The organism is Anaerolineae bacterium, from assembly GCA_014360855.1.
Classification (GTDB): Bacteria; Chloroflexota; Anaerolineae; order JACIWP01; family JACIWP01; genus JACIWP01.
Window position 1 is genome coordinate 1 of the sequence record JACIWP010000240.1, and the last position, 4,566, is coordinate 4,566.

The 4,566-nt window shown below is 64.0% G+C and carries 3 protein-coding genes; all 3 read left to right on the forward strand.

From position 1 onward, the window contains the following. Nucleotides 1-24: 24 nt before the first annotated feature. The gene (locus H5T60_11835; GenBank protein ID MBC7243121.1) at nt 25-1,014 is read left to right on the forward strand and encodes a hypothetical protein; all 990 of its coding nucleotides are present in this window, start codon (nt 25-27) and stop codon (nt 1,012-1,014) included. A 21-nt stretch (nt 1,015-1,035) separates the two neighbouring features. Further along, nucleotides 1,036-2,754, forward strand: coding sequence for a DNRLRE domain-containing protein (locus tag H5T60_11840; protein MBC7243122.1), 1,719 nt, complete (start codon nt 1,036-1,038; stop codon nt 2,752-2,754). Nucleotides 2,755-2,831: 77 nt separating this feature from the next. After that, nucleotides 2,832-4,566, forward strand: a 1,735-nt coding sequence (locus H5T60_11845) for a hypothetical protein (protein ID MBC7243123.1), incomplete at its 3' end; no start/stop codon positions are given.

Genomic DNA, 4,566 nt, shown 5'->3' on the forward strand with positions numbered 1-4,566 from the left:
TTCTATCTCTACCAGGATAACAGTGTGCCGGGAGGCAGTACCAAGGCGGTCACCTATCGCCCCAGCGGTTCCGGGGCATATCAAATCCAGAACACCCTGGTGGAGCCCAACGTCTCTTTCCTCGCCGGCACCAAAGAGGGCTGGATCGCCCGCCGCACCAACCAGGCCGCTGGAAACCCCTACATGTGGTTCAAGGTGGACGACGGCTATCTGTACGGCGGCACCAATGCCATCTCCATCACGGTCACCTATTTTGACCGCGGCACCGATACCTGGTCCCTGGAATATGACGGGCCGGGCGGCACCATGAAGAGCGCCGGCACGGTCACCAAGACCAATACCAACACCTGGAAGAAGTTCACCTTCTACATTGACGACGCCCGTATGGCCAATGGGCTCCTGGGCCTCAGCGATTTCCGCATCAACTGCAACGGCGACGGCGACGAATACATCCACATGGTCATGCTGGCCAAGCGCTCCTCCAGCCAGGTGGTACACAACGTAACCCTGCAAACCGGTCCCAACCTGGTCTCCTTCCCGGTACAGCCGGCCAGCACGGCCATCCAGGATGTGCTGGCGCCCATCGACGGCAAATATACCAAGGTCTTCGCCTACGATAACGCCGCCAAGAGCTGGAAGAGCTACGATGTCAGCGTGCCCTCCTGGGCCAACACCCTGCAAAACCTGGACCCGAGCATGGGCTTCTGGATTTACATGAATCAGCCGGCGACCCTGCCCGTGACCGGCACCCTGCCCTCCAGCACGGATATCCCCCTGTACACCGGCGCCAATCTGGTGGGCTTCCCGCGGGCCAATTCCCAGCCTGTCGCCGATGCCCTGACCTCCATCGAGGGCAAGTACACCAAGGTCTTCGAGTACAATGCCGGCACCAGCTCCTGGCGCAGTTATGATGTCTCCGTCCCGTCCTGGGCCAATACTCTGCAGGAACTGCGCCCCGGCTACGGCTACTGGATCTACGTGAACCAGAACTGCACGCTCACGGTGTCGAACTGAGGCGGCGAAGGAGGCCCTATCATGGGAACGCGAACAGTGCGCAAGGCCATCGGGGCAGTCATACTGGCCGTGATGCTCCTGACGTGGAGCGCCGGCCTGGCCCTGGCGGTACCACCGCCCTCCCATACCTTTTACGGCACCGTGACGGTCAACGGCGCGCGCGTGCCGGACGGCACCCTCATCACCGCCTATGTGCTGGACGGCACGACGCCGGTCATCTGCGGCACCACGCTGACCTTCACGCCGGCGCCGCCAAATCCACAAACCTCGGTCTATACCATCACCGTGCGCGGCGACGATGATGAGGTGCCCGGCAAGGACGGCGCCTATGAAGGGGACACGGTCTACTTCCGCATCGGGCCGTGGGAGAACAACGTGGACGCCGATCAGACGGGGGTGTGGCATTCCGCCGAGAGCACCGAGCTGAACCTGACCGCCACCGCGGCGCCCACGTCCACCCCAACCTTCACCGTGTCACCCACACCGACGCGCACCTTCACGCCCAGCGCCACGCCCACCGCGACGCCCACCGGCGCCACGCCGACCTTCACCGCGACCCCGACGCCTACGCCGACGGCAACCGCAACGCCGACCACGGGACCGACGCCCACGCCGACAGCCACGCCCGCCCCGACGGTTATCTGCTTACAGCAAGGATTGGGCGGCTATACAGGCAATATTGACACCTATATTGACATCGCTTTCCCCAGCACGAATTACGGCAACGGCATCAAGCTGTACGGCAAGACGGAGGATAACACCAGCATCCTCGTGAAGTTTGATATAACGGGGAAACTGCCGGCCGGCGCCCAGGTCATCAGCGCCACCCTCAAGCTCTTCTGGGAATCCACCAACCCGGCCAATGTCCCCATCACCCTGCACTCCTATCAGGTCCTGCGGCCCTGGGCCGAGGACCAGGCGACCTGGAACTCCGCCCTGTCCGGTGTGGGCTGGGCAGTGCCGGGCGTCAACGGCGTAGGCGTGGACCGGAGCGGCACGCCGGACGATGTGGTGAGCTGTTATGACCCCACCAGGGACATTGACCGCTGGATCGACCTGGATGTCAGCGAATCGGCCCAACACTGGGCCGGCAGTCCCGGGGAGAATTACGGCGTGGTGGTCAAGCCCTACCGCTGTCGGGATATGACCGCCCTGTACACCTTCTCCTCATCTGAGTCCACCGTACAGGCCTACCGTCCTCAGCTCTGTCTGGCGTACATTATCCCGCCGCCGACCCCGACGCCGACCGCCACCGGCACCCCGACCCATACGCCGACCATCACCCCGACCGGCACGGCGACCCGCACGCCGACGGCCACCGGCACCCCGACGGCTACCCCTACCCGCACACCGACCGCCACCCCATCCACCGGCGGCATTCAGGGCATCGTGTGGCATGATATGAACCGCAACGGCCAGCCCGATTTGGGGGAGCCGCCCCTGCCCAACGCCGTGCTGAACCTGTATCGCGAGGGCAATCTGATCAACTCGTACACGACCCTACTGGACGGCTTTTATCGCTTCGAGAACCTGGAGCCAGGGAATTACGCGCTGATCGAGATTGACCCGCCCGGCTATGTTTCGACCACGGCCAACAATTATGTGGTGCCCGTGGTCGCCGGCATGACGCACATTATCAACTTCGGCGATCGCTTGGCCGACACACCGACGCCGACCATCACGCCAACGCCCACATTGCCCAGACAGGCGGTACTGCCCATCCTGCTGAAGCGTTACTAGCCCTGCGGAAGGATCTCGCTTGAGCCTGGCCAGGCCTACCACCTGGCCAGGCTTTCCATGGGAGAGAGGCCGCGAACATGAAACGACTACTGCCCTTCGTGCTCCTGCTGGCACTGCTGGGGCTGGTCGCCGGCGCTCTGCTCGCCGGCCGGGTGAACGTGCGGGCAGAGGAGCCGGCCGGCACAGGCGGCGGCCCCTCCGCTCACAAAGCCATGGTGCGCAACCCGGGCATCTACCTCTTTCACGGCCGGCATGTGCCCCCCTCCACCTATCCGGGTTTGCTCACCGGCGGACATATGACCTTCGCCTGGAAGGATATCGAGAAGGCGCCCGGGGTGTACGACTGGTCGGCAGTGGACAATTGGATCGCCGGCGAGGCGGCCCAGGGCAGGGTGGTAGCGCTGGGAGTGGATAGCTGTACGTCCGGCGGGAGCATGGCGCCGGCGTGGATCCCCGTCCTCCTCTGCGGCGGCAAAATCGTCCCCAATTACTGGTCCACCGAGTTCCAGGAGGGCTTTCACAACCTCATCCGCGCCTTTGGGGCGCGCTACAACAACGACCCGCGCGTCGAATGGGTGCAGATCAGCACCGGGCGCGACGGCGAGAACCAGCCGGGCATCGACGATGCCATGGACCAGTGCCTGGCCTCGCTGGGCTACACCAGCGAACAGTGGATCGAGGTGGTGAACAACATCATCGGCTATTATCGCGAGGCCTTCCCGAATAAACCCCTCATGACCCAGCATTACCCCATCTTTGTGCGCGGCCATGAGTACGAGCGCCGCGAGATCGCCAATTACGCCGCCATGCGCGGCGTCGGGTTCAAGGGCAATGGGCTGATGGCCGACCGCGATAAGATGGTCTGCCGGGACCCGTATTACTCCTACGGCTATCTGTCGTTCCTGGAAGACCCCATCATTTCGTATTCCGACACCCTTCCCATTGGTTTCGAGTCCTACCGCTTCTATCTGCGCGATGATGCGCAGGTCTACTGGGCGATGTTGAGCGCGCTGGACAGCCATGCCGATTACATCGCCCTGGCGGAGGAGGTGTTTACCGACATGGCCGGCGGCACCCGCCTGTGGCCGATCTTGCAGTTCACCCAGCGCCATATCGGCCGCACGCCGTACGACACACCCAGCGTGTGGGTCGCCCTGCGCGAGTCGGGCTACACCTACTACCCCAAGCGCGGCAACTACTCGTTCTACCTGTATCAGCGCGATGATATCCCCGGCGGCAGGACCGTAGCCATCACCTACCGGCCGGTATGCCATGTCCAGCCCCAGACCAACTGCCCGCCCTATCAGATCCGAGAGGCCGCACCCGTCGAGGGAGATGTGCCGTACCTGGACAGCAGTGCCTGGGAGAGCTGGATCACCCGGCGCACCGACCAGGCCAGCGGCAATACCTCCATGTACTTTGACATTGATGACCGCTATCTCTACGGAGCGACCCATCCGGTCTCCCTGACGGTGACCTACTATGACCATATCTTCGGCAGTGGGCCGGATACCTGGCGCCTGGAATATGACTCGGACAGCGGCATCAAGTTCGCCGGCCCCGCCATCGTCAAGACCGGCACCGACCGCTGGGTGCAGAAGACCTTCTATCTGCCGGACGCCAATTTCCAGAACGGGCTGGCCGGCGGCCGGGCGGACTTCCGCATCTCCTGCGAGGGGGACGGCGATGAGGTCATCCATTTCGTGCAGTTGACGCACTACGCGCCGGCGCCCACGTCCACCCCCCCCAAACCCCCCCCACCCCCCCCGACGGGGTCGCCCGCCCCCGGGCCCGCGCCCCCCCCCCCCCCCC

Bases quoted from the DNA above. Each gene is read 5' to 3' on its own strand.
- H5T60_11840 (MBC7243122.1), top strand. From the start codon at position 1,036: ATGGGAACGCGAACAGTGCGCAAGGCCATCGGGGCAGTCATACTGGCC.